Origin of the sequence: Congregibacter brevis, from assembly GCF_045689245.1 — a bacterium.
Classification (GTDB): domain Bacteria; phylum Pseudomonadota; class Gammaproteobacteria; order Pseudomonadales; family Halieaceae; genus Congregibacter; species Congregibacter brevis.
This window is the reverse complement of record NZ_CP136865.1, coordinates 1838863-1861770: the sequence shown is the minus strand read 5'-3', so window position 1 is coordinate 1861770 and position 22908 is coordinate 1838863. Positions and strand designations below refer to the sequence as shown.

Annotated in this window: 22 protein-coding genes and 1 pseudogene; 8 read left to right on the top strand and 15 right to left on the bottom strand. The window is 54.9% G+C overall.

All coding sequences use genetic code 11. The features are described from left to right. Window positions 1-8: 8 nt before the first annotated feature. From R0137_RS08230 to R0137_RS08220, 3 genes are read right to left on the bottom strand one after another with little or no spacing between them, the layout of a single operon-like run. Entirely contained in the window at window positions 9-1382 is a 1374-nt protein-coding gene (locus tag R0137_RS08230) for an efflux transporter outer membrane subunit (RefSeq protein ID WP_407329899.1), read from the bottom strand. After that, window positions 1372-4434, bottom strand: coding sequence for an efflux RND transporter permease subunit (locus tag R0137_RS08225; RefSeq protein ID WP_407329898.1), 3063 nt, complete (start codon window positions 4432-4434; stop codon window positions 1372-1374). The genes R0137_RS08230 and R0137_RS08225 overlap by 11 nt, the downstream gene beginning before the upstream one ends. Window positions 4435-4471: 37 nt before the next feature. Next, a complete protein-coding gene (locus R0137_RS08220) occupies window positions 4472-5527 on the bottom strand; it encodes an efflux RND transporter periplasmic adaptor subunit (protein ID WP_407329897.1) in 1056 nt (351 codons plus the stop codon). A 197-nt stretch (window positions 5528-5724) separates the two neighbouring features. Here R0137_RS08220 and R0137_RS08215 point away from each other — a divergent pair, with 197 nt between their 5' ends. The 4 genes from R0137_RS08215 to R0137_RS08200 all read left to right on the top strand — a co-directional run bounded on the left by R0137_RS08215 (window position 5725) and on the right by R0137_RS08200 (window position 9112). After that, window positions 5725-6432 carry a MarC family NAAT transporter gene (locus R0137_RS08215; protein ID WP_407329896.1) on the top strand — a complete coding sequence of 236 codons (708 nt, stop codon included), beginning with the start codon at window positions 5725-5727 and terminating at the stop codon, window positions 6430-6432. A 285-nt stretch (window positions 6433-6717) separates the two neighbouring features. Next, on the top strand, window positions 6718-7593 hold the full coding sequence (locus R0137_RS08210; RefSeq protein WP_407329895.1) for a VOC family protein: 876 nt from the start codon (window positions 6718-6720) through the stop codon (window positions 7591-7593). Between the two features lie 68 nt (window positions 7594-7661). Continuing rightward, complete coding sequence (locus R0137_RS08205) at window positions 7662-8351, top strand: zinc metallopeptidase (protein ID WP_407329894.1); 690 nt, start codon at window positions 7662-7664, stop codon at window positions 8349-8351. 101 nt (window positions 8352-8452) lie between these two features. Then, a complete protein-coding gene (locus tag R0137_RS08200; RefSeq protein WP_407329893.1) occupies window positions 8453-9112 on the top strand; it encodes an alpha/beta hydrolase in 660 nt (219 codons plus the stop codon). A gap of 41 nt (window positions 9113-9153) precedes the next feature. Here R0137_RS08200 and R0137_RS08195 read toward each other — a convergent pair whose 3' ends face one another. From R0137_RS08195 to R0137_RS08175, 5 genes are all read right to left on the bottom strand, one after another. Next, a complete protein-coding gene (locus R0137_RS08195; RefSeq protein WP_407329892.1) occupies window positions 9154-10032 on the bottom strand; it encodes an MOSC domain-containing protein in 879 nt (292 codons plus the stop codon). 81 nt (window positions 10033-10113) lie between these two features. Further along, window positions 10114-10425 (bottom strand): DUF2894 domain-containing protein, encoded by a 312-nt coding sequence (locus R0137_RS08190; RefSeq protein ID WP_407329891.1) that lies wholly within the window; start codon window positions 10423-10425, stop codon window positions 10114-10116. Between the two features lie 19 nt (window positions 10426-10444). Continuing rightward, the gene (locus R0137_RS08185) at window positions 10445-11095 is read right to left on the bottom strand and encodes an OmpA family protein (protein WP_407329890.1); all 651 of its coding nucleotides are present in this window, start codon (window positions 11093-11095) and stop codon (window positions 10445-10447) included. After that, complete coding sequence (locus tag R0137_RS08180; protein WP_407329889.1) at window positions 11092-13068, bottom strand: hypothetical protein; 1977 nt, start codon at window positions 13066-13068, stop codon at window positions 11092-11094. The genes R0137_RS08185 and R0137_RS08180 overlap by 4 nt, the downstream gene beginning before the upstream one ends. Then, complete coding sequence (locus tag R0137_RS08175; RefSeq protein ID WP_407329888.1) at window positions 13065-13835, bottom strand: DUF3348 family protein; 771 nt, start codon at window positions 13833-13835, stop codon at window positions 13065-13067. The genes R0137_RS08180 and R0137_RS08175 overlap by 4 nt, the downstream gene beginning before the upstream one ends. A gap of 369 nt (window positions 13836-14204) precedes the next feature. On the opposite strand from R0137_RS08175, the gene R0137_RS08170 reads away from it, so the two are divergent. After that, on the top strand, window positions 14205-14792 hold the full coding sequence (locus R0137_RS08170) for a hypothetical protein (protein WP_407329887.1): 588 nt from the start codon (window positions 14205-14207) through the stop codon (window positions 14790-14792). A gap of 120 nt (window positions 14793-14912) precedes the next feature. Further along, the gene (locus R0137_RS08165; protein ID WP_407329886.1) at window positions 14913-15626 is read left to right on the top strand and encodes a YebC/PmpR family DNA-binding transcriptional regulator; all 714 of its coding nucleotides are present in this window, start codon (window positions 14913-14915) and stop codon (window positions 15624-15626) included. Window positions 15627-15669: 43 nt separating this feature from the next. Here the strand turns inward: R0137_RS08165 and R0137_RS08160 are convergent, their stop codons facing one another. Next, window positions 15670-15972 carry a 4a-hydroxytetrahydrobiopterin dehydratase gene (locus tag R0137_RS08160; protein ID WP_407329885.1) on the bottom strand — a complete coding sequence of 101 codons (303 nt, stop codon included), beginning with the start codon at window positions 15970-15972 and terminating at the stop codon, window positions 15670-15672. 243 nt (window positions 15973-16215) lie between these two features. Between R0137_RS08160 and R0137_RS08155 the strand changes: the two genes are divergently transcribed. Then, window positions 16216-17097 (top strand): hypothetical protein, encoded by an 882-nt coding sequence (locus tag R0137_RS08155; RefSeq protein ID WP_407329884.1) that lies wholly within the window; start codon window positions 16216-16218, stop codon window positions 17095-17097. 15 nt (window positions 17098-17112) lie between these two features. Here the strand turns inward: R0137_RS08155 and R0137_RS08150 are convergent, their stop codons facing one another. The 4 genes and pseudogenes from R0137_RS08150 to R0137_RS08135 all read right to left on the bottom strand — a co-directional run bounded on the left by R0137_RS08150 (window position 17113) and on the right by R0137_RS08135 (window position 19587). Beyond that, window positions 17113-18435 carry an alpha/beta hydrolase gene (locus R0137_RS08150; RefSeq protein ID WP_407329883.1) on the bottom strand — a complete coding sequence of 441 codons (1323 nt, stop codon included), beginning with the start codon at window positions 18433-18435 and terminating at the stop codon, window positions 17113-17115. Then, window positions 18419-18976 carry a DUF4410 domain-containing protein gene (locus R0137_RS08145; RefSeq protein ID WP_407329882.1) on the bottom strand — a complete coding sequence of 186 codons (558 nt, stop codon included), beginning with the start codon at window positions 18974-18976 and terminating at the stop codon, window positions 18419-18421. The genes R0137_RS08150 and R0137_RS08145 overlap by 17 nt, the downstream gene beginning before the upstream one ends. A gap of 101 nt (window positions 18977-19077) precedes the next feature. Next, a pseudogene (locus R0137_RS08140) lies at window positions 19078-19255 on the bottom strand (DUF805 domain-containing protein). Between the two features lie 83 nt (window positions 19256-19338). After that, on the bottom strand, window positions 19339-19587 hold the full coding sequence (locus tag R0137_RS08135) for a hypothetical protein (RefSeq protein ID WP_407329881.1): 249 nt from the start codon (window positions 19585-19587) through the stop codon (window positions 19339-19341). A gap of 198 nt (window positions 19588-19785) precedes the next feature. Here R0137_RS08135 and R0137_RS08130 point away from each other — a divergent pair, with 198 nt between their 5' ends. After that, window positions 19786-20163 carry an MAPEG family protein gene (locus R0137_RS08130; RefSeq protein WP_407329880.1) on the top strand — a complete coding sequence of 126 codons (378 nt, stop codon included), beginning with the start codon at window positions 19786-19788 and terminating at the stop codon, window positions 20161-20163. 61 nt (window positions 20164-20224) lie between these two features. On the opposite strand, the gene R0137_RS08125 is transcribed toward R0137_RS08130, so the two are convergent. After that, window positions 20225-21502, bottom strand: coding sequence for an alkyl sulfatase dimerization domain-containing protein (locus tag R0137_RS08125; RefSeq protein WP_407329879.1), 1278 nt, complete (start codon window positions 21500-21502; stop codon window positions 20225-20227). 6 nt (window positions 21503-21508) lie between these two features. After that, entirely contained in the window at window positions 21509-22768 is a 1260-nt protein-coding gene (locus R0137_RS08120) for a cytochrome P450 (RefSeq protein WP_407329878.1), read from the bottom strand. Between the last annotated feature and the right edge of the window lie 140 nt (window positions 22769-22908).

Below are 22908 nucleotides of genomic sequence, written 5' to 3'. Positions count from 1 at the left end.
TGACGCGCTCATTCCCAGGCCCCGCCCAGCGCCAGATGCAACTGTACTCGATTATCCAGACCGAGTCGCCGAGTTGATTCAAAGACGCTGCGATTTTGTATCACACGCTGCTGAAACCCGAGTAGGTCCACCAAGCTAATCTCGCCCTCTGCATACTGTGCTTCTGCAAGCGCAAATGCCCGCTCCGCCTCCGCTAAGGCAATCTGCTGTTCCGCCTGCCTGGCCATGAGCACCTGCTGCTGATCAAGGGCGGTTTCCACTTCACTGAATGCTCTGAGCGCGGCCTCACCATAGCTGGCTAAGACTGCGCTCTGCTGGGCGTTGGCGATGGTGACGTTTTCGCGCAATCGTCCACCGTCATACAACGGTGCCAAGAGATTGGCACCGATCGACCAAGCCACATTGCCCGGATTCAGCAGCTGCGAAAGATCCCCCGAGGCACCCCCGAGACTGCTTGTGAGACTGATTTGAGGCAGTTGCGCCGCTCTTGCTTGCGTAACGGCATTGAATGCTGCGGCCACCTGCCTTTCGGCAGCCACCAGATCGGGGCGCCGTTCGAGAAGCTCGGAGGGCAATCCGGCCGGCGGAGGAGCGGGCAGCTCAGGCAGCCCCCCACTGACGTCGATATCTGCAGCGGGGTAACGGCCAAGCAAGAGCTCCAGCGCCCGCAGCGCATTGCGCATCGCCCCCTCCCGCGCGAGTTGCTGGTCACGCGTCGCTGCGATGTCAGCCCTGGCTAGGGCCAGTTCCTGTGCCGAAGCCATCCCCTCGTCGTAGCGCACATTAGTGATACGCAGCGTTTTCTCCAACAAGTCCAGGCTCAGCCTGGCGACGTCAACCTGGGTCGCAGCATCGATAGCTGCGAAGTAAGCGATCGCCGTGTTCGCAGCCACAGAATATTGCGCAAACAGGTAGTCTGCTTCAGCTGCCTGAGCGGAAGCCTGCGCTTGCTCAACACCCGATCGCAACCTGCCCCACATATCGAGCTCCCAGGAAACCGCAAGCCCCACATCGTAGGAAGCACGGGATCGTCCACTCTCGGACAACCCACTTCGCCCGGAGGATCCGGAAACCGACACGCTCGGCACGAGTGCTGCACCAGCTTGTCGAGCCAGTGCCTGTGACTGCTCGACGTTTGCCGCAAGCGCCTGCAAATTGAGATTATTCTCAAGGGCTTCATTGACCAGCGAGCTCAGCTGCGCACTTGCAAACGAGCCGATCCACCCGTTCTCGACGTCGGCTATCACGCCGGTTGCAGCCCAAGTGGCAGCTGCCATTTCTGCGGGCCTGTTCGTCGCCTCTTGGACAGTTTTGTCAGGCTCGATCGCGCAGCCAGCGTTAAGCAACACTAGCGCGAGTAGAGCTGCGCCCTTAGCTCTCATGTGAGACTTCCCCTTCACCAATGCCGAACAACAGACAATAGATAACCGGCACAATGAACAAGGTCAGCACCGTTGCAAATGTCAATCCAAATACGATGACTACGGCCATAGACTGAAAAAACGCATCGTAAAAAAGGGGTATCACGCCGAGCACCGTAGTTAAGGTCCCCATCATGACCGGTCGCACCCGACTTGCAGAGGCCGCGACAACCGCGGTGAAACGTGGCAAGCCAGTGGCGATCTCCATATCTATCTGATCAATCAGCACAATCGCGTTCTTTATCAGCAATCCGGACAGCGAGAGCAGTCCCAGTATGGCCATGAACTCCATGGGGATTCCAGTAACAAGAAGACCGATCACCACACCTATAAGTGCGAGGGGAACAGCCAGCCAGATGGCCACGGGCTGACGAACGGTGCCAAACAGGACGACCACAACAAGAACCATGGCAAGAAAACCAAAGGGGATCGTCGACGCCAGGTTCTCGTTGGACTCCTTGGAATTACCGTACTCACCATCCCATGTCAGCGAGTAACCCGGAGGCAGTTCGATGGACTCAATATCATCTTGGATTCGCTCAAGTAAATCCGAGGCCAACTGCCCCGGTACAGGGTCAGATTGCGCTTTGATCGTCCAGATGCGATCTAGTCGCTTAAGAGCGCCGTTATCCCACGTGGTTTTAAAGCCATCGACTACCTGCGATATGGGCACCGATTCGCCGGTGGCGGAACTCAGCACCTGTACATTCTCAATGTCGGCCACACTCTTGCGCTCATCCAGCGGTGCGCGCGCAATGATGGGCAACAGATCGTCCCCTTCCCGGTAAACACCCACGGTGGCGCCAGAAAAGTTGCTGGCGATCGCGGATGCCAGATCAGTGCGGGACACGCCGGCGCGGCGGCCCTTTGCCTCAGAGTAAAGCGGTCTGACGGAAGGTAACTGCTGACGCCAGTTGTCTTTGATCGAGATAGCACCGCCATCGGCCACCATGATTGCTTTCGCTTGATCAGCTAAGCGGCGTAACACATCGGGCTCGGGTCCGCTGAACCGGGCTTCAATCTTTGACCCACCACCCGGCCCGAGCACGAAGCGCCATACCTTGCCCTGAGCGTCCGGGTACCTGGCATCAATATGCGACTGCACTCGGGTGATCAAATCGTCAATCTGCTGATAACTCCCGGTGCGCACCAGCAATTGGGCATAGGCGGAGTTATTCGACTCCGGCCCATAAACCAGCATGTAGCGCAGCCCCCCGGCACCAATGGAGGTTTCTACAGCTACCACGCCTTCAAGACCGCGTACGAACTCCTCGATGGCATCGGCATCACTCTGCGTTTGCTCGATCCGCGTGCCCTGCGGCAACCAGTAGTCAACCACCATTTGCGGTGACGTGGACTGAGGGAAAAACCCGGCCTTGACGAATTGGAATCCCCACACCGACGCGACAAACATCGCCACAACGACCAGGACCACGGTTTTTCGTGCAGATAGCGCCCGCGACAGGAGCGATTTATAGGCTTGCGTAAATCCACTGTCGGCACTTTGACCCGTCGAATCACCAGAGGCTTCCCGAAAAAGCAGGTCGCAGAAAAACGGGGTGAGCGTTACAGCGAACAACCAGCTGTACAGAAGTGAGATCAGGATCACCCAGAACAGATGACCGGTGTACTCGGCGGTATCGCCCGGTGCAAAGCCGATAGGCGCGAAAGCTATGATGCCAACAAGAGTACCCCCCAGTAGCGGCCACTGGGTCTGAGATACGATTTGCTTAGCTATTTCCAGTTTTGCAGCTCCGCGCTGCACGCCCACGAGAATGCCTTCCGTCACCACGATCGCGTTGTCCACCATCATACCCAGAGCAATAATCAGCGCACCCAGCGAAATACGGTGCATGGGTATGTCCATAAACTGCATCGTTGCCAGAGTCGCTGCTATCGTCAGTAGCAAGACACTACCGATTACGATCGCAGATTTGAAACCCATGAAGATAAGGAGCGTCCCGATAACAATCGCCAACGCAGCAATAACATTGACCACGAAGTTCGATACGGCAGCGTCGACCTCTTCGGCCTGATTGTAAAACTGGTGCAGCTGCATACCGACGGGACGCCGTTTGGCGATGTCCTGTAACCGGTCCTCTACCGCTGCGCCGATCTGGACGATGTTGCCGCCGAGTATGCCCGACACGCCGATGGCTACGGCGGGCTCCCCATTGAAGCGATACAGCTTAGCTGGCGGTGTCTGATATCCGCGCCAGACATGCGCAACATCGCTCAAGTAGATGAGACGGCCGTCACTCGACGTATCAATGAGAAGATTCCGTATCGCTTCTACTGAATCGATGGCACCGCTCGGTCGAACGGCGAGGCGTTGTGTGCCGATATCAAGCTCGCCGGCGGACACAACGGTGTTCTGGTTTTCAAGCGTCTGGTAAATGCTGCCCGGAGCTACACCAAGAGAGGCCACATCTGACTGGGAAATCTCTACGAAAATAGCTTCATTCAGGGCGCCGTCGACCTGCACCTTGGCCACGCCGTCGACCTGCAACAGATCACTCTGCAGCGACTTGGCGTAGCGTCGTAGCTCCGCCGGTGTAAAACCCGGCCCCGTCAGAAAGTAATACAGGCCGTACACGTCACCGAAATCATCGTTGACGTAGGGCGCCCCGACACCCGGAGGCAGTGAGAGCGCAGCGTCCGCGACTTTATTTCGCACCTTGGTCCAGATGAGCTGCAACTCCGCCTTGGTCGGGGAGAACGCGTACTTGATATTGACCATGATTTCGGAGCGTCCCGGAACGGACGTGGATTCAATATCATCGACTTCTGCCAATTGCTGCAGCGCCCGCTCCAGTGGCTCGGTAACCTCTTGAGCCACCTCCAGAGGCGTCGCGCCCGGGTACTGCGTAATAATCATCGCTGTCCGGATAGTAAACTCCGGATCCTCGAAGCGCGGCATGTCCTGGTAGGCCGACCAACCACCGGCGATTGCCAATGCGATGACAATGAAGCTCAACACGCGGTTACGGATGGAGAATTCAGCAAGGTTCATGAGCGCACCCACAGGAGTCCGGCCGTCAAAAAGAGCCTCACTCCATCCACTCCGAAACCACGATACCTGGCGATAGGTACGCTCCCCCCGCACCTACGATGCGATCTCCGGCCTGCAGACCACTTGTAACAATCGCGTTCTCGCCAACGCCGGTCGCAACGACGATATCTCGGCGGGAAACGGTGAGCGGATCGCCATCGACGACCCACAGGTACTGCCCATCGCCATCGCTTTGAATCGCGGCAAGAGGAACATTGATACGGTTCCCGGCGCCGCTCGCCGACGACTCCGAGCGAAGGATCACCCGGGCATTCATGCCCGGCAGCACAATCAGGGTCTCCGGGGGAGTAAAGGCGAATGTCACGGTATAAGTCTGCGATGTCGCGTCGGCTATTAGGTCTGCTTCGGTAAACTTTGCGGGAATCTCTGTTTCGGGCGCCGCATCGAGCACCACGAAAGACCCTCGATCACGCCGCGTCTGGGCCCCCGATATCACGCTCGCGGGGAGTTGAATTGACGCCTCCAGAGTATCTACGCTGATGAGCGTGGCAACGATGCTGCCGGGCCCTACAGAATCGCCCTCCTCTGCCGGCACGTCGGCAATGACCCCCGCGAAAGGCGCCACAATCTGCGCATCCATCAAGGATTTCTCAGCGCTATCGAGTTGTGCTTTGGCTTGATCACGTTGTGCCAAGCGCTGTTCGAGCACGTTCGACGCGATCGCATCCTGTGCGGACAGTCGCACCGCGCGCTGATACTCGCTTTCAGCATTTGCAAACGCAGCCCGTGCTGCATCGCGTGTGTTTTCGAAGTCCCGCGTATCCAACCGGGCAACGAGATCGCCTTCCTCTACCAATTGAGTCTCGTTGACGAGCAACTCCATAAGAACCCCGGATACGGCGAATCCAAGATCCCGGGTGGCTGCGGCACTAATAACCGCCGGATGCGTGCTCGATTGCTCCCTGGATGCAGCCCCGATTTCAATAATCTTGACCGGGCGATCCGACACGTCCTCGTCCATAACGTCCGGGCTGTCATCCGAGCACCCGCCCAAAGCCAGAGCGGCCGCAATAAGAGTCATGTAGATGCGCATAGTTATACTCGATGAAGGTGTAATGTGAGACCTGAAGAAACCACAATGCTACAGCTTTTGGATGCAATCAATAAGAAGACTTACTCACATCGCCTTGATGGCTCGTTGGAACCAGCAGGCCATGCTGAAGTCACAGCCTAGAGCGACCGTGACGTACTGCTATAGCAAACATACTGGCACTGCTACAGTGATACGCTATGATCTGCGACATTCTCGGGGCGCCCTATTTCGGTGAGCGCACGAACGCCACAGGGCTATTGTTGATGATCGCAGAACTCGCCAGTTACATCCTATTGGTGATTATGGGCCTCGTGCCCATCGTTAACCCATTCAGCACAGCACCCCTGTTTATTTCAATGACCGCCGGCGGCACGAAGGCGCAACGCAATAAAACAGCGATGCTTGCCTGCATTTACATGGCAGCAATGCTTATCGTGTTTCTCCTGCTCGGCACGTTCATCCTCAACTTTTTCGGCATCAGCATCGCGTCCCTGCGTATGGCCGGCGGCATGGTGATCGCTTTTATGGGTTTCAAAATGCTGTTCCCAGAAGAATCCACACGGGACAGCGATGTTACGAAGGCCCCTGATGATCCCACAAGTTTTGCATTCACTCCGCTGGCTATGCCGATGCTCTCCGGACCCGGTGCGCTCTCGGTGGTTATCGCAATGGGAGCGCAACTCGATTCAGTGCAGGCAGCCGGTGAACGACTGCTGGGCTACGCCATCGTCGCCATCGGCATCCTCATATCTTGCTTCATCTGCTGGCTAGTCCTGCATAGCGCCACCGCCGTGGTCCGTATTCTGGGGCGCAATGGCATCACGGCACTCACCAAGTTGATGGGTTTTATACTGATCTGCATCGGTGTCGAGTTTGTAATGGCTGTGCTTAAACTTAACGTGTAATGGGCTTGTGACTCCTGGCGTTTCGGTGCCACCCCTGGATTCTCGGGAGTCGTTCCGTGTTAGACCCCAGAGTGACCCAGCGGTACGCTCATATGAGCACTGAGACAATGCAGGATGCAGCCCTTTTTTATTGCGCTCAGGAAGGTGTCCCTTTTAGTCCGGCGAGTCCACGCGATTTTTTAAGTCGCGCTTTGACATAAACTCATGGCGGATTCTGTTACCGGCAACGGTGTTACGTAATACCATCCTCCAGCCTTCTATATTGTTCCGGGAGTAAGCCTACCTATGCACCGATTCATAATTTTGTTAGCCGCCGCTTTATGTACCGCCGGACCGGCTCAAGCCGAAACTGTCACTGCCGACGCGGTCGCCGCGGACATACGCTTCTACTATGAGGATGTACCCCGCGCAGCGCAGTTTTATCGCGAGAATCTCGGCCTTCATCCTGTAAAAGCAACTGAAGAATCGGTAGTGCTTGAGGTAGCGCCCGGCGCATTTCTCACGTTAGCAACCCTTGAGTCCGGAGGCTACACGCCGGACACGCCTCGCACCGCTGCTATCGCACTGGTTACCGATCAGCTGGATGAATGGTGGGAAGCGCTAACCCAGCGGGGATTGGACATGCGCACCGAATCCTATAATCCCGTTCCCGGTCGGGCACATCACGGCTTCGTGCTGGCTGATCCCGAGGGGTGGCTTCTTGAATTCGAACGCTTTAATCCGCATCCCGAAAACACGGCACTCATGCCTCAGCTCAATGCCTTGCAAACCCGTTATGTCGATGGCGACGCTGCTGGCTTGCCCGAACAACTTGGTTTCAAGGCAACAGTTCTTTGGCTTTATTATGAGGATCTGGCCGCTGCCGAGAACTTTTTGATCGAATCCCTTGGTTTACCGCTGATCACTGATCAGGGCTGGGCCAAGATTCACGCAGCCGCACCGACCACTTTTTTAGGTTTGGTAGACGGCGCAAGAGGCATGCATACGTTCACGCCAGAGAAAGCCGTGACCTTTGAGTTACTCACTTCGACCCTGGCTGCGCAAAAGAGCCAGCTAGCAGCAAAGGACATTCCAATCATCCCCTCTGAGGATGGCTCTTTTGAAGTTCTTGATCCCGGCGACCATCGCTTGCGCTGGCGCAGCGTCGCTTCACGGGACTAGCCGGCATCAGTGGATGTTCCTGGGCCGTGCCCTTAAGTCAGCATCAAAAGGCACTAGAATAAACGACTATGTTTGTGGTCATTCTGGTAATCGTTTTGCTTCTGGCTATCGCGGCTCCGGGTTTCTGGGTCAAACGGGTGCTCGCCAAATACAGTGAACCTGCGGATCGCTATCGCGGGAGCGGAACGGGCGCAGAACTCGCAAGACACCTCCTTGATCGTTTTGAGCTTCAGGACATAGCCGTAGAGACCACCACGACAGGTGACCACTACGACGCGCAAGCAAAAGCAGTCCGACTGATGGAAGACAAGTACAGCGGCTATTCACTAACAGCTATTACCGTAGCGGCTCATGAAGTGGGCCATGCTATTCAGGATGCGCGGGGGGAGCCGCTGTTTCGTCGTCGCCAGTCACTGGCTTTGCTTGCTGCACGTGTTCAACAGTTCGGTAGCATCATCTTGCTGGCAGCTCCGGTGGTCATGCTGCTTACAAGGGCCCCCGGCCTTGGCTTAGGGTTTTTAATCGTGGCGATCATCTCCATACTCACGGCCTCTGTCGTACACCTCATCACATTACCGGTAGAGCTCGACGCAAGCTTCAACAAGGCCCTGCCGTTGCTGGACGAAGGGGACTACCTGCAAGACGGCGATTTGCCGCATGCGCGGCGCATCCTCAAAGCTGCGGCGTTCACCTATGTCGCGGCGTCGCTCGCCAGCTTACTTAATCTGGGACGCTGGCTTGCCGTACTCCGTCGCTAGGGCTTTCGCAAACCAACCCCACTCTCGATTGCGGGACAGATGCTGTTCGCAGCAGCCGTATATACTGCCCGGCGCTTCTTTTTGCCATTGAGACCGGTCACATGTCACTCCTGCCCTGCATCGTAAAAGAACCACCTCGTACCGCTAATGCTGCTGTTATCTGGCTTCATGGCCTTGGGGCCGATGGCAATGACTTTGTACCGGTCATCCCTGAGCTTAAGCTTCCAACCGAGCTTGCGGTGCGTTTTGTGTTCCCCAACGCGCCCACAATCCCCGTCACCATTAACAACGGCTATGTCATGCCAGCTTGGTATGACATTACAGAGATCGATATTGAGCGAAAAATAGATGCGACTCAGCTTATTGCTTCGGCAGAGAAGATTCGTCTTTTAATTGATCGGGAAATCGACCGCGGCATTCCCAGCGATCGCATCGTACTCGCCGGCTTCTCCCAAGGCGGCGCGGTGGCCTACCAAACCGCGCTCACATACATGTTGCCGTTGGCGGGCTTACTGTGCCTGTCCACCTACTTTGCGACAAAGGATACGATTACGCCCAATACGGCCAACAAACAGATTCCCATCAGGATTTGTCATGGCACGATGGATCCAGTGGTACCCGTGGGACAAGGCAAAATCGCTAGAGAGCGCCTGTCAGCTATGGGCTATACAGTTGAGTACAGTGACTACCCTATGGAGCACGCCGTGTGCCCCCAAGAGATTGCCGACATATCGCATTGGCTGCAAAAGGTGCTTGGCTGAGCACCTCCATTGCGTGACACCGGACTGACTACCCGAGCACGCTAGGAGAGCAACATCACCTTGTCACCCGCAGACACCGACCCGGGCTTCACCACGGACAGATACGCTCCCATAAAGCGATTTGTTTCTTCATAGAGAGCCTTTGCAATCTTGGGATTTCCGGGAAGATCAAAAGGCTGCTGTGGACGAGCGGGCATTGAACAGCGGATCGTTTTTGCGGCAACCTCCAACACCACTTCCCCAATCTGCAAACGCCGGCCGATCCAGGAAAATTCAGCGAGGCCGCTTACTCCTTCGTTGGTTTCCACAAGAAAATTGGGTCGAAAGCGCCGCACATCAAACGACTCCCCTGACAGCTCCGACATGTGACGAAGCGACGCCGTCGTGAGCAAATGAATAGGTGCCATATCATTGTAGGTGCCCGGCGGAGCAAAACACTCCGCTAGTAGCAAGATCAGCTCTTCGGGATAATCTGATAAATCTGGTGGTGCCTCTCCCGACGCGATACCCAGAATTTTCATGATTGCTGCTTCATCTAGCGGCTGCGACCAGCGATAGTGGTCACGATTATCTGGGGACTGTAACGCGCTCAACGACAGGTTCTCACCGACATAGTCGCTGATCTGGGCGTTTATCGGATCGTCACTGCTCGCTTCGCTACCATCGGGAAAACGAACGTTCACGGGAGGCACCTGCTCTGCAAACACCCGCGTCTTTGGCCGCTCACCAACGTATCGGGCCTCAAGATTCATCAGCTTCGGAAAACGCTTTCCCCAAGCCACATCACCATGGGAATCGAGCATTGACCAGCTCCGATCGCCGATAACACCTAACTCATCCAATTGCACGGCATCGACAGTGTGCCCCGCCATACTCTTTACCGGGTACATCCAAACGTCTGAAACCTGACCAATCTGCATAGCGTTTTACCTGTTACTTTTGCACTGAGTCTAGCAGATCAAAAAATTTCAGCGGCCCGATCTAATCAACCATGTACCTATTCAAGATTGCTCCTCAAGCCACAGCAAGGTGTCGAGATAACTGGCCAGATACTCTAGGTACTCCGGCGCCCTCTGATCCAGCGCCACCAACGCCTTTACTATCAAACCTTGAGAGTTCAGGGGTCCCGCCGACTCCGGGAGTGAGGCCATAGCCTGCTCTATACGCGCCTCGACATCGCGTTTCCAGACACGTTGGCCGACGACATCGAGCGCCTTCAGCTCAGCCCGCTGGCCCAGTAGCGCCCTCAACTCGCCCAACGCTTCCAATGTTCGGTCCCGCGCTTGCTCACGCCGCTTCAGGCCTTCGCTCAACACCCCGCTCCCTACCGAATCAACCATTGGGTAGAGGTTCTTCTAAAGAAACGATGCGCGGCACCGGCGCCATTTCGACCCGTCGATTCAATGCGCGGCCTGATTCATCAAGATTGGGGGCAACGGGCTGCTGGTCGCCAAAGGCAGCTGCGAATACCCGATCGGCGGGCAGCCCTGCGGCGACCAGCTCACGTGTAACCGTCAAAGCCCGCTGGGCCGAAAGCTCCCAGTTGTCGGCGAAACTCAGGTTGCCCGACTGGATCGGTAAGTCATCGGTAAAACCGCTGATCATCAATAATTGATCGTTCTCCTCGAGAAAGACATCGAGAGGTTCAGCTAACACGGCCAGTAGGTCGCGACCCTCATCTTGCAGTCGGTCGGAATTCAGTGCAAACAACACACTCCCGCTAATCCCGATGCGACCGTCGCTTATAGTGATTCGGCCACTGGACAAAGGCCCGGCTAGGGCTTGCTCGAGTACCTGCCGACGGGCGAGCTCCCGTTCCCGCTCTGCCTCGGCATTCTCCAGATTTTTTGCCAGCTCCAATTGAAAGCCCAGTGTCCAGACCAGGATGAGCACAAACACCCCAACCAGACCGGTCATCAGGTCACCGAAAATCGCCCAAATGGGAGGGCCATCGCTTGAGCCATCATCGAGAAACTCTTTCAAGACTTACCAACCTCAACTTGGAGCACAGCAGTGACCGACTCAAGACGTTCGAGTATGGCTTGTTGTGTAATCAGATTGTGGTCAATGATTTCACGCGCTTGATCCACGTAGTACCCCATCTGCTCGTCGCTGCGCGAACCGGCAGCCATCAAGCCATCAGTGGTCGTAGTAAGCGAAGTGTTGAGCGCCTCGCTACTGTCTTTGAATGCATCTACCGATTCGGCAAAGCCACCACTCAAGGCTGACAATTCGAGCGCGGTGCTGGCAATTTGCTGACCCGATGCGCCCAATTGCTCTCCCAGATTACCGGCCAAGAGTTCCAGGGCTTCACCGTTGCGTGCCAGTAACTGATCCACCTCAACTCCGAGCTTCCTCGACAACGCCTGCCAATGCTGTTCGTTACTATCCAGTGTTGATGCCATCTTTTGCGAGAGCTCGTCGGAGACCTCCGTCAATTGCTGCGCACTCTGCTCCATAAGCTGATCAAGCTTATCCGTTGCCGCTCTAGATTGTTCCACGATGTGTTCTTTGAATTCTGTGCTCATCATGTTGATCGCGCCCTGCTGCTCCTCGTCGCGCTCCTTCAGATTCGCTATGAGAACCAGCTGATGCTCCAGCAAGGTCGACCGCTCTTCCAAAAGCTGCTTATCGCGCTCAAGGGATCGCTCGGCAGTGTCTTGGAGAGTGTTGATCAAGTCGCTGCCGATACTCATCGACTGCCCGGCAGCTGATTCCATCGATGCAACGGACTGAGTAACGCTCTCACTCATTGTCTGAAGCTTCTCGCTCAAGGACTCTTGCAATTGTGCGATTTGCTCCGCGCTGCTATCAAGCCGCTGGCGCTCCAGAGACTGAATGACCTCTAGCTGGCTACCCATTTCTGCGACGAAACTCTCGGCGCGTTCACTTATCGAGCGATGGCGCTGCTCTTCGGCGATTCGACGTGCATCCAGTTCTTCGGTCTGTTGAGCACGCAGGGCATTATGCAGTTCTTCGTCCACCTGCCTGCGCGCCGAAGCCTCGCTGGCGAGCTGTTGTGAAGCCTGCTCCAGAAGTTGCCCCACAAATGGCTGCAAAGCCTCTACAGTCTCTTTGCTGGTATTCGCGAGACTACCCTTGACCTCGGTGGCGAGCGCAGTAGTAAGCGCCTGAAAGTCAGTGCGCACCGCTGTTTCAAACTCGCGTTGCTGTGTTACGAGCTGTTCACCAGAGCGTTCACTTAAGTCGGTCAGTCGCTCTCCAATTTCCCCCAACTGCTGAGCTAATGCCACGAGACTGGCCACCGCATCAGGCAAAGCGCTCGCCTGCTGCTGAAGTGCATTGTAAGTTTGTGTGCGTTGATGACTGAGTGAATGGTCTTGAAAAAACTCGTCTCTGCATCGGTCCAGTACTTTCGATGCCTGGAGCCGCTCGCGCTGACTGAGCGTTGCGATCAAACCCAACATGGCGGATGCGGCGACACCCGCGACCGACGTGCCAAAGGCCATCCCTAGCCCCTCAATGGGTGCTGCCAATCCTTCCCGTATCGCCGTCAATTCGGTGCCGCCCTCGAGTGCAAGCGCCGCACCCCCAAGTGTGGCCACCATGCCGACGAAGGTGCCCATCAAGCCAAGCATTACCAAGAGCCCCACCAGGTAGGGCGTCAGTATCGGCGCGGGCAGTCCCTGAAAGTGCCCCACAATCCGTTGATGCGCCGATTTGCGTAATACTTCGGGCACGTCGGAAAGCCATACATCCAACGTCGGGGTATCAGCTGGCGATCCCCGCACCGCATCCAGCCCAGCCAGGGCCGACCTCAGTCCTGCTGTATGGCGCTGATAGCGCCATAGCTCTGCACCACCGACACTGTACGCCGCAAAGATCAGCACCATGACCAGAAGAGTCAAGCTGTCATCGGCTGCTACTGATCGGGCCATCAGGACAATCAGGGCCATGCCCGTGACAAAGGCCGCGTAGGATAGAACTCGAGTCATACGTTTTTCCGTAGGAGATCTTCAGGAGATAGACAAGACAACATACCCTCGAGGGGCTGAAGTCTGAGTGTTAGTTCTGCGTGGAGTAGATGCTGCAGTTCGTCGTGGAACTGCGCCAGCCATCCTCCCGCTTGAAGCCAGCTTTGTGGTTCGCTAGCGACCCAATCTTGTTGGTGCTGATGTTGGCGCAAATACTCAAAACGCTGCCCTACCAGCTTGGGCAGTTTTGCAAAGCAATGGCGACTGTATTTCACAAGCATCGGCCCCAAGGCGACTTCTACCGCCGCGACTTGCGCCAGCGCATCGCTTTTATGCTGCAAATGCTCGAGTAGTGCTTTTCTGAGTTGCGCGACGCGTCGCTCGAGCTCACTCTGGTGCAGACTATAAAAGCGTTCGTATCGGGCAGTCGCCTCGGGTGCGCTTAAGGTGTTCTTAGTCGCAGCGGGGAGCTCAAAGGTCTTTTTCCCCTCGATGACTTGCTGTCGATCGTCGGTCACAAAGCTGGCATCGATAGACGCCCGCATCGCGGATCTATGCTTTTCAAAAACTGAATCGCTGGCAGAGGAATCAATAGGCTGGGCGCTCGCGCTGACACTGCCGAGCGTCGCGAAAAAATCGGACAAGGTGATGGCGTCGGAGATATCCACAAGATCAGCCAAGCGGTTAGCAAACACGCGTTTGCTAGGCCGTGAAGACACCAAGCCCAGATCGGTCAGACGACGCACCAAAGGCGCCTGCCCCAAAGATGAGAGTGTTGTCCTAGACATACTTATGAACACAACGCCTTATGTAGCGGAGGCGCTTGGCCCGCGTACAAACCATTTAGAGAGTAATAGTCAGCGAATACTGACCGTCCGGAGCAATCGACAGAACGACCAGCGCCTGTGTATGCCTTCCTCAGAAGGCGCGCAGGGTAGCGCAGATTGGCGCCGACTTTAAAGAGCTAAGGCGCTGCTTTAGCCTCTAACAACTCCTGCCGATAATCGTCCCATCGTCTTGGAGCTGCAAACGCAGATCTATACCTCGTTTTTGTATGCGTAATCAAAAGCTTGCGAAGATACGGCGCTTTTTTACCGCTGACCTGTAATACTTGCTAGCTAAAGAGCATCCCGCTGATTCGAACAAAAGGAGCAAGATTGAATACCTTCATCAAAACAATAACGATCATTACCCTAAGCGCACTTTTGTTGACGGGCTGTTTATCTCAATCACTGCCTGAAGAACGTCTCCCAGAGTTCTCGGTCATCAGTGTCCAACTTCCGGGGTTCGAGCCCCAACGAGGAGATACAGTCAGCTGGCTGAACGACCTCGTCATCGCTGGTGACCTCTCCGCCGAAGTCGAAGAATTGGCCACCGTAGAGATCACCTCACGCGTTGAGCAGCGACTGAGTGAAGAGGGGTTTATCTTTGTAGCGCCCGCAAACAGTCAATACGTGCTGCTCGCCGCTCTTATTGGGAACATGTCTAATGAACTATTGGATGAGCAAAAACAGCTCTTGGAGCTGGCTCGAATGTACCCAATGCTAGGCGGTGGAGCCTATGAACGAGACATGTTGATCCTAGCCCTTACCACACCTGAAAAAGTGGGAGACGGCAATCCACTGTGGAAAGCGGCTGTCGAAGTCTACTCAGCCGATGAGCTCAATCTAAATGATGCGGCCAAATTAAAGCGCCTGGACGCGGCGATAAACCAGCTGCTTTCAACACTGCCGTACATGATGTGAAGATTTCAACAGAAACCGAGAACGATATGGCAACCGCCAGGAGTAGCACCTTACTCTGGATACAAAATGCTGAAAGCTTTATCTTGCGCAGCCAGTCAACGAAAAGAATGAATACAAATTATGGGTAGAGCCTACCAAAACCGAAAAGAGTCCATGGCCAAAACCTCGGACCAAAAAGCTCGGGTGTATAGCAAGTACGCTCGGGAAATCTATGTTTCGGCGAAGTCTGGCGGACTGGATCCCGCGGGCAATCTAGCCTTGCGCAGTATCATTGACCGAGCCAAAAAAGATCAGGTCCCCACCCACGTCATCGATAAGGCCATCGACAAAGCCAAGGGCACCGGCGGAGAAGACTTCGCTCTGGCGCGCTATGAGGGCTTTGGTCCCAACGGTACCATGGTCATCGTGGACTGTCTCACGGACAACCCCAACCGCACATTTGGCGATGTACGTCAGTGTTTCAACAAAGCTAAGTGCAAACTAGGCAACACGGGCAGCGTCAGCCATCTGTTCGATCATAGCGCCATTCTCGTTTTCTCTCACGATGACGAAGAGGCCGTTCTCGAGGCGTTGATGATGGCTGACGTGGATGTCAGCGATATAGAGAGCGAGGACGGAAAAGTGACCGTCTTCACGCCTCACACCGAGTACTTCAAGGCCAGGCAGGCCATCATTGATGAGTATGGCGAAACCGAGTTTGACGTTGACGAGATACAGTTTGTGCCGCAACTCACTACAAGCCTGGGCGATGAAGATCAGGCGATCATGGACACTCTCATCGACTTACTGGATTACCTCGAGGATGTGCAAAAGATATATCACAACGCTGCCTAGCGGCCGGCGCACGGCGCGCAACTACCAAGAGTAAAGATCAAATCTAAGCGCACTTATCCATAAACACCGCCAAAGCGAAGTCTTTGCCCGATATACCCCCCACATCGTGGGTTGTCAGTTCGACGCGAACACGGTTGTAAACGTTAAACCACTCGGGGTGGTGGTCGGTGCGCTCCGCAAACAGCGCGACTCGCGACATAAACCCCCAGGCGGCATTGAAGTCTTCAAACTTGAATTCTTTTTCAAGCTTGCCGTATTCGTTCAATGTCCATGGCGCTGGGGATGCTGCATTCAACTGATCGACCCTCTCGTTCAGAGAGTCCCCCACCCATAATCGCTTGTCCATGCTCTATTCCTTGTCTGTGACTTGTTAGCAGAGAGAATAGAAGAAACTAAGAGTCCCCAACAGCGCGCATCCTTTGGCGAATAGGAGCCTTCGCCGAACGCACGACCTCCCTCGCCAGCTCTGCCAAAGTTTTCACTCTACCCCGCAATGAACTCATTTCACCTGAATTCGATGGCGGATCAATTTGCTCGTGGCAAGATGACGCCCACACCCCAACTCGCTCCAGCAGCTACGGAAAAACACATGCATTCTTATTGGGCTCGCTCCGCGCTGTATTTTTCAGTGCTGGCCGTTACGACTATTGGCCACGCTAGAGAGTTTCCTGAGCTTGACGGCCCTTACATGGGCCAGACACCCCCAGGTAACCGCGCCGAGGTGTTTGCGCCAGATATCGTTTCTACCGATGGCTGGGAAGTAGAAGGAGTCTTCGCACCCGGTATGCATGAGTTTTACTTCACAACCAATGGTGGCGAATACAAAGTGCCTACCGTAGTGGGCTTCCGTCAGGAAGGCGATATCTGGAGAAAATATACGGAGTTTCGCCGCGACGGAGAAGTCACCTTCTCACCCGATGGCCAGCGCATGCATATGGCTGAAGGCTACAAAGATCGTGTAGGCGACGATTGGTCAGAGCGCCAGGAACTGGGCCCTATGTTCCAGCGGGAGGATTGGGGAATCATGCGGCTATCAGCCTCCGCAAAAGGCACCTATGTCTTTGATGACTATAAGAGCGACGACCTAATCCGGATCTCTCCGCTTATCGGCGGCGAGCGCCGTGAGCCAAAGGAGATGGGCCCAATGGTTAATACCGGCGAATGGACCGCTCACCCCTTTATCGCGCCGGACGAAAGCTATCTAATTTGGGATAGTGAGAGAGAAGACGGTTTTGGAGACTCTGACCTTTACATCAGTTTTCGCCAGCCTGATGGTTCTTGGGGTGAGGCAATCAACATGGGTGAAGGGGTGAATTCAGACAAGTGGGATGCCTATGCCACCGTGACCTCTGACGGCAAATACCTATTGTTCAACAGAGGTGTCGATCCAGAAAACAACAACATAGATATCTATTGGGTCAGCGCAGATATTATTAGTGAGCTAAAAGCACAGGACCTGCAAAAAAGATAGTTAGCAGAACCTCTGCTAGTTCGCATCGTCTGCAGTAGACACCTCGCGAAGCCTCACTCCCTCTCGAGTTAACAGCGATTTCAGGCGTTCGGGATAATCCGCTGGTATCGCCCACAAAACATCGAGCTCCGTCGGCTCTAAGCCGCGTTCCTTGGCGCGCAGGTCACTTCTTACCGCAAGTACCAGATCGCTACTCGCCCATGGATGATTGATCCAATAGCGGTGACCCGTAATATCGAAGCCGCGCCCTTCCCAGTCGCGGGATACATCAATCACCTCGAGTCTGTCCGCGGCGATCAAGGTATTTAAGGCCTCTTCCGTCAAATCCTGACTCTTTTGACCGATGCGAGCACCGCCGCCCATAAATGTTGACCCCATATCTAACGCACCATCTTTGGAGGACAGCGTCACTACAACACGATCAACCAGGCCATTGATTTCCGGGAGAGCTTCAACAAAATCTGACGTCGGTACGTCTGCAGCCGCAAAGTAAACCGTACCCAAGCGGAACTGCTCTCGGGGATCTTGGCCACTACCTTTATTCCGGTTATAGAGTTCTTCCAAGGCGCTAGTCACCACACGTCCGCCGGCACTCCAGCAAACAATATTGATTCGGCGTGCGTCCGATTGCCCAGCAAGAACTTCAATGAGTGATGCAAGGGAAGGCGCCGCCCTATAAGCTCGGTCTACATCGTCGCCAATGCCGTAAGAAAGTATGTTTTGGCGAGTGGGCCATGAAAAGGCAATAGACGTCATGTCCCTACCCATGAAATGGTCCAGCTGCGCCGCGAAAGCATTCGCATTATAAAAATTCACTTTCGCACCGTGTACATAGATGAGGAGATCTTTGTCTCGAGCCGACGCGATAGACCGGTTCATATCCGCCATTAACCAGGCCAAGCCTTCAGCCGCATTTTCGGATACAGGTCCCTCCATCGACGGCCGGAATTTACCTGCCTCCAGTAGCCCCGCAACAGAGAGTTCAACGACGTTGGGACGCTCGGCGCTGCGCGAGTAATCGCTTAGATCAGACCAAGTAAGGCTGTCACCGCCGAAACCGATAAGCGACATCCCTGCAGAAATCACGTCACTCTCGTCGTTACCGTAGTTAATACGCTGCAGATCGACGTCGCGCTGCCTGGTAGTCGCATAATAGACCTTCCGCGGCTTCCAACGTTGATCCTCGGGAATGTTGTCCAGAGGACTTAGGTTCAGCTCAGAAAACAAGATCGGTGTCGGCATCAAGGGTTCGATCTGCGGTCCTGCACAGCCCGCTACCGCCAGCGCAGTGACCAGAAACGTTACGCCACGAAGCGTCATGCTAGTCAGAGAGGCCAATAATGCGTCCTGCTACGCGATCGCCAAGCACCTCGGCCCCTTTGTCGCCCTGCGGTCCGCTCTGCCCCCACCCGAGACCGCTCTTGCAGTCATCGAATTCAGCAACCTCATTCCCTTCTGGCGTTGAGAGTTTTCCAGAGATGCAGACCTCGCTTTTCCCAGCACCAAATCCAATCCAGACCCGCAAGTTTTGACTGCCCGGGTCTAGCTTGGTAAACCTTCCGGTTAGCTGGAGAGCGTCGTCGACGGCCCCGCTCTCGGACTCGTCGAGGGTCACCTTGGTAAAGCCCGCCTCGCGGAGTGCATTGACGATATCTGCCGCTAGCAAGTGCGGCGCGGAGTTTGCCATGGACCTCGCGATATCAGCATGTTTTGACTTGCCTAGATCGGCCCGCGAGGTGTCGAACAGATGCACGTGGATGGCGGTGTCCTTGGAAAATACCGCAGCGCCATGGCTTAACTTTTCTTCAGCCACCGCGCCGCCACTGAGAATGAATAGGCCACAAGTTAGTGCTGCTGATTTAGTACTAAGCAAACGCATAGAAATCCTCCTCATGATTTAGGGTGCCGCCGCTCGCTGCTGATGGCAGCGGTTATTGAGCCCAGCTCTGAACCGAGTCTACCCACGCGTTACCGCCTGCTTCACTTGCCTGCACGTACCGCTACAACAGCAACACGACAGCACCACAACAGCATGCTCCCGATAATAGCCACAACTTGTATTAGCAGCCAGCAGCCCGAGCGCCCAACATCATGGAGACGTCGCACGCCAACCGCGAGCGTCGGCAACACTCAAAACCAAGTTGATGATAAACAGCACGAGTATCCAACACCAAAACTCTGACCTTCCCGCTCTACCGCTAAACTTTACATAATTCTGCAATCATGTCTCGTATGAGGCTATCAATGCCGTGTTTCCTGTGGAAAATCGTCCTGCTGCACTGATTCAGCAATCTCTTGGATCACTTCGACGGTATCGTCAATACTGAGGCCGTAAACATGAGCCGCCGTAAACAAAGACCCCGCCAACAAATAGTCCACTGAACGATCGATAGATATCTCGTGACGTTTTGCCAGTCTCGCTGTGATCCGATGGAGCTGGAGGAAGAAGTCTTTGCCAATTTCAGCATCTTTTTCTTTGCTTTCGTTCATGTCCGTCCTAGGTAATATTCATTGCTATCCAAAGCAACTGAGTGTCGATTAAGGGTGACAAACCTGTCGCTATTTTAGACCCTCGACCCAAACCGTTAGTCTTAAAACCAAAAACAGTAGCTAAATATGGACGTAGGCTGCACCATTGGAAAAACACCACAAAACACAAACTGCTCCATTCGTGAGAAAAGGAACCCCATGAACTACGTACACATCGTTGCGGTGCTCGCCGTTATTCAGTTTATTTACTTCGGCATAATGGTGGGTCGCGCCCGGGGGCTCTATGACGTCGCCGCTCCAGCTACATCTGGCCATGAAATGTTCGATCGGGCTTTTCGTATACAAATGAACACCCTAGAGCTCCTAGTGTGCTTTCTTCCGGCGCTGCTACTCGCAGCAGTCTATTGGCCCAATGCAATCATCGCTGGAGTCGGGGTTCTGTACCTGCTGGGCAGAGCGCTTTACTCCGTGGCGTACACTAAAGACCCCTCCACGAGAGGTCTCGGTTTTGCTCTAAGTCTTTTCCCGACGCTGGGTCTACTGATCGCTGCGGGAGTAGGCGCAGTCATCGCCTAAGTTACAGACTACGTTACAGCCTAAGTTACAAGAGACCGAACAACGCGCCCTTTCTAAACAGCTAGGGCGCGTCTGATTTAGCCTTTGATTCGTTGGCCGCCGATCCATAAATACCCTTGGCCATCAGTGAAGACTCTCCCGCTCGACGCCGCTGGTAAACCTCCGCTCGCACTGCATGGATGTCAGCGTTCTCGGGCTCTGCAAGGCTAGCCATCTCAATTAGATGACAAGCACTGCGCACATCGCTATCTGTCAGTTCCAGCGCTCGTGCGGCCAGCTTTGCTGCACCACCGGCCAGAGCCGCAAGCTCTTGTGCCAATTTGCTATCGGCCGCCGGCTTTAGGTTGGCGGGGTTTCCGTCGTACCAACCACCGTAGAGCCGCCAGAGATTGCGAATCACAAACTCAGGCTCATCATAGGTGGGAGCAAGCCATGGCTTGTCGGTAAGCGTATTCGGTATTTTGATGCTGTGTATGATGTCGCTGAGGCGAGCTCCGGCATTCATGAGTGTAAGAGTTTCGTCCACCAGAAACTCCAAGGCACTGGCGACATCATCTAGCACCGTCGCTATCCGCTCCTTGCCGCAAATTGGCAGACCGTGGGCCGGTAAAAACAACTCCGCCTCCATGGCCGCCATATCGCGCAAGGCCTGAGCCCACTCTCGCGGATAACGCTGGGCTTTTTGCGGATTACCCGCATTAGGAAAAGCCCAGATAAAAAAGTCACCGGCACAAATGGCACGCTGCGACGGCACCCAGGCCCAGGTGTGATCGTCGGTCTCTCCCTTGGCGTGGCGCAATTCGAAGCGAGTGTCACCGGCGGTAAGTGTATGGGCATGATCGTAAGTCTGATCGGGGTTCGGTGTTGTCGTGGGTAGAAACTGAGCATCACCCGCAAGATCGTAGCCACGGCGCTTGAACTGACCAAACTGCCTTTCATTGATTACATGGTTGTAGCCGTTAGTCAGTCGGTACCGCTCAAAACGCTGCAGTACGTTTTCGTGGGCGACAATGCTCGGCCTCTGCGCCTCGCTGCAAAAGGCCCCGCAGCCACCCACATGGTCAATATGCCCGTGGGTGAACACCACCGAATGAAATGGATCGTCAGTCCAGTGCCGAATGGCATCGACACAGCGCTTACCTCCCTGCTCGTTGGACGTATCAAAAGCTACTAGTCCCTCATCGGTCTTAAAGACAATGCAATGAGAAAAAGCCTCAACTACCGCCGTGCTCTCGGAAAGCTCGGATAACTGGTGATTGATGCGGTTCAGTGGACCCGATTGTTCGAGGTCGACGCGACCATCAATCACCCCGGATGAAATCTCCAGTAAATCAGTCACGGGCGTCTACGCCTTAGCGTGCAGCACTACGGGAAGCTTCGAGTACCCCATGACGAAGTTAGACAATACACGCTCGGGTTCGCCGACCACCTCCACACGTTCAAATCGCTGGAGAATCTCTTCCCAGAGAATACGCAGCTGCATCTCGCCCACGCGGTTACCCATACAGCGGTGAATCCCAAATCCAAAAGAGAGATGCTGACGCGCTTTCTCACGATCAATAAGGAATTCATCGGGGCGATCTATCACTTCTTCATCCCTGTTTCCTGATACGTACCACATGACCACTCGATCGCCTTTCTTGATTTTCTGACCGCGAAAATCAACGTCCTCGAGAGCGGTGCGTCGCATATGCCCCAAAGGCGTCTGGTAACGAATAATCTCCGACACCATATTCGTCACTAAATCCGGATTCGCGGTGAGCTTCGCGTATTCCTCGGGATTGCGATTCAGCTCGACCACCCCTGCTGATATAGAGTTTCTCGTAGTGTCATTACCGCCGACGATCAGCAACATGAGATTCCCGAGGAACTCTTCGGGCTTATCAATCATGTCCTTTGTATCCTCGCCGTGGGCCAGCAGCGAAATGAAATCGAACTTCATGGGCTGCGCCGCGCGCTCCCGCCACAAGCGACTGAAGTACTCGAGACACTCCCCCAGCACTCGCTGACGCTCGTTCATGTCCACCTCAACGCCGACGGTCTCGGAGGTGGTCGTGACATCAGACCAATAAGGCAGCAGGTGCCGATCTTCGAAAGGAAAATCAAAGAGAGTGGCAAGCATCTGCGTAGTTAGCTCTTTTGATACTCTCTCCACCCAATCGAACTCTTCGCCCACGGGAAGACTGTCCAAAATAGTTATCACGCGTTGACGAATAAGATCCTGAAGCTCGTTGAGCCGCTGAGGGGCCACCGCAGGCTGTACCGTCTTTCGCTGCGCATCGTGCTTGGGATTATCCATGGCAATGAACATCGGCGGCGCAAAACCCTGGGGCTGATCGCCAATAACAATGTCGCGCTCTGAAGAAAACCGCGTGTGATCAGTGTCTACTGCCATAATGTCGTTGTACTTCGTAATCGACCAATAGGGTCCAAACTGACTGTCGGGGCAAAAGTGCACCGGTGCTTCTCGACGAAGACGACGGAAGTATTCACCGTGGACATTGGCCTGAAAGATTTCTGCCTGGGCAACATTCAGGGCTTCAAGGGGGATAGAACTCGGATCGGGTACGCTGCTATGAACGCTTGCTAAAGCTGCTTCAGCCATGATTTTTCCTCGCTTATATTTGTTATGGGAATACCACTCCTATTAAAGCCTCCAGCGCACAGAATGCAAGCGATGTGAACTAGGCGCCGAAGGACTCCAGTCCTCGCAGCCAACCTCTCAAGCCCGAGGGAGCGCCGCTT